General features: G+C 68.1%; 5 protein-coding genes. 1 reads left to right on the plus strand and 4 read right to left on the minus strand.

Annotated features, from left to right (window positions below; genetic code table 11):
- Positions 1–213: 213 nt before the first annotated feature.
- Positions 214–2,334, minus strand: coding sequence for a bifunctional polysaccharide deacetylase/glycosyltransferase family 2 protein (locus Ato02nite_RS50075; protein ID WP_213013814.1), 2,121 nt, complete (start codon positions 2,332–2,334; stop codon positions 214–216).
- A 61-nt stretch (positions 2,335–2,395) separates the two neighbouring features.
- Here Ato02nite_RS50075 and Ato02nite_RS50080 point away from each other — a divergent pair, with 61 nt between their 5' ends.
- Positions 2,396–3,397: a glycoside hydrolase family 18 protein gene (locus Ato02nite_RS50080; protein WP_213013815.1), complete on the plus strand. Its 1,002-nt coding sequence runs from the start codon at positions 2,396–2,398 to the stop codon at positions 3,395–3,397.
- A gap of 8 nt (positions 3,398–3,405) precedes the next feature.
- Here Ato02nite_RS50080 and Ato02nite_RS50085 read toward each other — a convergent pair whose 3' ends face one another.
- The 3 genes from Ato02nite_RS50085 to Ato02nite_RS50095 all read right to left on the minus strand — a co-directional run bounded on the left by Ato02nite_RS50085 (position 3,406) and on the right by Ato02nite_RS50095 (position 4,790).
- Entirely contained in the window at positions 3,406–3,630 is a 225-nt protein-coding gene (locus tag Ato02nite_RS50085) for a hypothetical protein (protein WP_213013816.1), read from the minus strand.
- A gap of 138 nt (positions 3,631–3,768) precedes the next feature.
- A complete protein-coding gene (locus Ato02nite_RS50090) occupies positions 3,769–4,287 on the minus strand; it encodes a GNAT family N-acetyltransferase (protein WP_213013817.1) in 519 nt (172 codons plus the stop codon).
- Positions 4,287–4,790 carry an FBP domain-containing protein gene (locus tag Ato02nite_RS50095; protein WP_213013818.1) on the minus strand — a complete coding sequence of 168 codons (504 nt, stop codon included), beginning with the start codon at positions 4,788–4,790 and terminating at the stop codon, positions 4,287–4,289. Before Ato02nite_RS50095 ends, Ato02nite_RS50090 begins: the two co-directional genes overlap by 1 nt.
- Positions 4,791–5,012 lie beyond the last annotated feature (222 nt).

Raw genomic sequence — 5,012 nt, forward strand, 5'->3', positions numbered from 1 at the left:
GCTTGGGCTTGGGCTTGGGCTGCGACAGCTTGGAGGACAACTCGCCGGAGCGTCGGAGACAGCTGGCGAAAGGCTGGCTCAGCTCACTCTGGAATCAATCGGAACCGAATTTGGAAATTGACGTTGTCTTTTTGTGCGGAGACAGGAAGGAAGGATTTATTCGGATCCGGCGCTATTTCCATGTGCGTTCCGCCCGAGCTGGATGCCGCCCTGTCACCGCCTATCTGATGATGTCGGCCTTGGTGTTTGGTGGCCGTTGGGACTTTCGCCGAGCAGGGCCTCCAGGCCGCCGGTGCGGCGTAGTTTTTGCCAGCCGAGGCGGATGCCGCCCAGGGCGGCCAGCGTTGACTGGATCAGTACCAGGTACATCAGTTGGCGGTAGACGAACTGCTGCAGCGGCAGCCGCCACAGGGGTTTCAGCGACTCCCGGTCCAGGCGGAACGCGTAGATCGTGCTGGTCGCCTGCACCGCCAGCATGCCCAGCCACGCCGCCAGGGTTTCCAGGGGGTTCAGGAAGAACAGGCCGTAGATCAGGAAGACGTCGATCAGTGGGGACAGCAGCGGCAGCAGGGTTTGGAAGATGGCCAGGTTGAGCAGGCCTCGGCGGCCGAACGTGCCCTTCTCGAAGACGGCTCGGCGGTGCTTCCACATCGCCTGCATCGTGCCGTAGCTCCAGCGGTAACGCTGCCGCCACAGCTGGGACATCGTGGTCGGCGCCTCGGTCCAGGCTCGGGCGTGCTCCTGGTAGACAACCCGCCAACCGGTCCGGATGATCGCGATGGTGAGGTCGGTGTCCTCGGCCAGGGTGTCGTCGCTGAGCCCGCCCACCTGCCGCAACGCCAGCTGGCGGAACGCTCCGATCGCCCCGGGGACCGTGGCCATGCACTGCGCCACGTCGTAGGCGCGCCGGTCGATGGAGAAGCCGACCACGTATTCGATGTGCTGCCACAGTGCGACCATGCCGGTGCGGTTGGCCACCTTGGCGTTGCCGGCGACCGCGCCGACGCGCGGATCGGAGAAAGGCTGGACCAGCCGGCGTACGGTGTCCGGCTCGAAGACGGTGTCGCCGTCCATCATGATCACGACTTCGGTGCCGGCGTTCGCGATGCCGGTGTTGAGGGCGGCCGGTTTGCCGCTGTTGGGTTGCCAGATGACGGTGACGTTGGGCAGCCGCAGCGATTCGGCGATCTCGGCCGTGCCGTCGGTGGAGCCGTCGTCGACCACCACGATCCGGATCGGGTGGGTGCTGGCGGCCAGCGATCTCAGGGTGTCGGCGATGCACTCCTTCTCGTTGTAGGCGGGCACGACCACGGTCACCGGTTCGGTGTAGGGCGGGCCGGTGGGCTTGCGGCGGGCGTGCCGGCGGCCCAGCACCAGGATGATCACCAGGCGGGCCACGGTGAGGATGCCGACCACCAGCAGCAGCACGGCGAACCAGCCGCTCACGTTCCGGGCCACCCGCACCGCGCCGACCAGGCCGAGCCCGAGCGCCCGCTCCTTGGCCGTGGCGGCCGGGTTCACCGTGGTCATGCCGGTCAACTTGGAAACCGTGGTGAACGTGTAGCCCTCCTGCTGCAGTTCGGGGATCACGGTGGCGAGCGCCTCGGCGGTCTTGGACCGGTCGCCGCCGCCGTCGTGGAACAGCACGATCGCCCCGGCGCCGGCGGAGGGCAGCACCGCCTCGGTGATGTCGGCGAGGGTCGCGCCCGACTCCCAGTCCCGGCTGTCCAGGTCGTTGACCACGGTCAGGTAGCCCCGGCTGCCCATGTCCGACATGACCGCCCAGTTGCTGTTGTCGAGGGCCTGCACGGTCGACGAGTACGGCGGCCGGAAGATCACGCTGGCGATCCCGGCCGCGCCGGCCAGTGCGAACTGGGTCTCCTGCATCTCGACCTCGCGCCGCCACTCGTTCTTGGTGGACAGGTCGGGATGGGTGAACGTGTGGATGCCGATCTCGTGGCCGGCGTCGTGCACCTCGCGAACGATCTCGGGGTACCGGCTGATCTCGGAACCGATCATGAAGAACGTGGCGGGTACGTCGTACTCGGAAAGGACCTTGAGAATTTCCGGGGTGTACTTCGGGTCCGGGCCGTCGTCGAAGGTCAGCACGATCTGCTTGTCCGGCACCCGGACTGTGGTCGTCGAGCTCCCGTCGGTCTGGATGATCGGGCCGCCCTTGAGCGCGGCCGACGGCACCTCGCCGGTGTCGGCGGTCGACTCCACCGCGCCGTCCTGGGTGAATTCGCCGAGAACAATGCCGTTCACCACCAGAATGCTGGCAAACAGGGTGATGACGACGGCGAGAACTACCCACCGCGCCTTGAGCACTGGCACGAGATTTCCCCTTTAATCGCGTTCTTATCTGGCACATAGGGAGCAAGGGGATAGTGCGGAGATGCATTTCCGCCGTCTCACTCTCGCCGCTCTTCTCCTCGCGGGCGGCTGCTCGTCCTCGGCCGCACCGTCCTTGGTGGCGGGAGCCTCGCCGTCGGCGTCGTCATCGGCCTCGCCGTCGCCGTCCGCGACCACCACTGCCGTGGCCGCGACGGCGAGGCCGGTCGCGCCCTACGTCGACATCGTCAGCGGGACCGCCGACATCGCCGCGATCGAGCGGGCCACCGGACAGAGCGACTTCGCGGTGGCGTTCGTCGTCGCCGACCAGGCCGGTACCTGCACCCCGACCTGGGACGGCACGGTGGCCATCGGTGATTCCGCGGTCCGGGCGCGGCTCGGGAAGATCGACGGGGACGTCATCGTCGCCACCGGCGGGGCCACCGGCACCTACCTGGAGAGCGTGTGTTCCTCGGCGGCGCTGGCCACGGCGTACGGCAAAGCCCTCGATGTCGCCGGCAGCAACCACCTGGACGTGGACATCGAGCGGTCGGTCGACGCGGCCGTCGTCTCCGCCGCTCTGGCGAAGCTGCAGAAGTCGCGGCACACCGCGATCACGCTGACCCTGCCGGTCGGCGACGGGACGGCCGGGCTCACCACGGCCGGCGTCGCGCTGCTGCGCAGCGTCGCCGACGCCGGGATCACGGTCACGGTGAACGCGATGACGATGAACTTCGACGCGGACGGCGATTGGGGTACGGCCATGGCCGCGGCCACCGAGGCCGTGCACGACGATCTGGCGAGCGTCTGGACCGACAGGAGCGACAAGCAGCTGTACGGGATGCTGGGGGTGACGCCGATGATCGGGGTCAACGACACCGGGCCGGTCACCACGCTCGCGGACGCCCGTACCCTCCTCGGTTTTGCCTCGGAAAAGGGTTTGGGGTTCGTGCGGTTCTGGTCGGTCAACCGGGACAACGGCGACTGCGACGACGGCACCCTCAGCGCCACCTGCAGCGGGGTCTCCCAATCCGACTACGCGTTCACCAGGCTGTTCGCCGGTTGACACCCGGCTCAGCCGCCCGCCTTCGCCGTCGAGGTCGGGGTGACCGTGCCCTTCGTCGTCAGGCCGGTCTGCGGTGCCTGCAGAACGCTCACCCCGACCACGCCGATGTAGAGCGCCGCGGCGGCCGCGACGACCAGCCCGGCGACCGTGAGCAGCCGCTTGCGGCGCCCGGAGGAATCGACGAAAACCTTTTGATCATTGGTCTCGGTGAGCCGGGTTGAGGCGTAGAGCATGCTGTTTCCCCTTTGGTTGCAGCCTGCCCAGGACGCTAGGGAGCCAACCTAGGGGGAAGTTATGCCGGTTCTCAGGGCATTCTGTGTAGACGCCGATCCCGCCGGTAAAGCGGATCGCCGCCACCTCGCCGAGGGGATTTATCCGGAAATAGCGATCCAGTACCGCTGCTTGCCCTCGCGGACGTCCTCGAGGACCCCGCCGGCCTTGCGGATCGTCCGGGCCGAGCCCTCGTTGCCGACGTCGCAGGTGATCAGCACGCGGTCGAGACCCAGTCCGCACGCGATCGGCAGGATCTCGCCGAGGGCCCAGCTCGCCAGCCCGCGGCGCCGTTCCGACGGGCGCACCCCGTAACCGATGTGACCGCCGATGGTGAACAGGAGGTCGTTGAGCTCGTGGCGCAGTGCGATCGCCCCCAGCATCCGGTCGCCCTCGACCATCCACCGATAGGTGCAGTGCACCCAGTCGGGGTCGGGCGGCCGGGTCACGTCCTCCTCGGCGTGCAGCCGCGCGACCCAGGCGGCGAAACCCTCGGGCGAGTCGTACTCGTCGGCGCTCCGGAAGCCGGCGCCGTCCTGGTGCACGCCGCGGCCCCACTCGTCGCGCGCCTCCAGCCAGGCGCGGTGCAGCCGGGTGGTCGGCTTGATCAGCTGTGGCATCAGCCCGCCACCACCCGCTTGACGAAGCCGCGCAGGTTGGTCATCGCCCGGTCCACCCGCTCGTCGAGCGACAGCGTCTCCTCCTGCCGGACCAGGCGGCCCCGGGGCTGGCGCTTGCCGCGCAGGTAGAGCGAGCAGGCCAGGTCGGAACAGAGGTAGAGCCCGACCGAGTTGCCCTGCCGGCCGGCCGCCCCGGCGAGCGGCGCCACGAAGAGGGTCACGCCGTCGGCCGAGTGCCCGGTGAAGCAGACCTGGCACATGCTGGATCGCGTCGCGGTCGTCCGGCGGCTCTCGGGGCGGCGCAGCAGCACGCCCACCGGCCCCTCGTCCATCGGCACCACCATGAGCGCTCGCTGCGGCGCGCCCGGGTCGGCCCAGCCGAAGTAGTCGAGATCGCGCCACGCGGTGACCGCCAGGTCGAGCGGCATCTTGATCCGAGCGGCCTCGCCCTTGCTGCAGTTGACGAAGGCGGCGCGGATCTGCGGCTCGGTGAGGGCTTCCATCGCGCGAACGTATCGGATCACTCTTCGCGAGGCAGCCGAATATCAGGGCATCTTCTCAACGCATCGAAAAACTTCGTTAGGTCTATTTACTGTTAACAACCTTTAACTTATGTTCAGGAAACCACGCCGTCCCCCTTCATGAAGAGCCCACGACCCCGAAGGAGTTCCTTCATGAGACGTAGGTTCGCACTACCCGCCCTGACCATCGCCGCGACCGCCGCG

It is taken from the genome of Paractinoplanes toevensis (genome assembly GCF_018332695.1).
GTDB classification, from domain to species: domain Bacteria; phylum Actinomycetota; class Actinomycetes; order Mycobacteriales; family Micromonosporaceae; genus Actinoplanes; species Actinoplanes toevensis.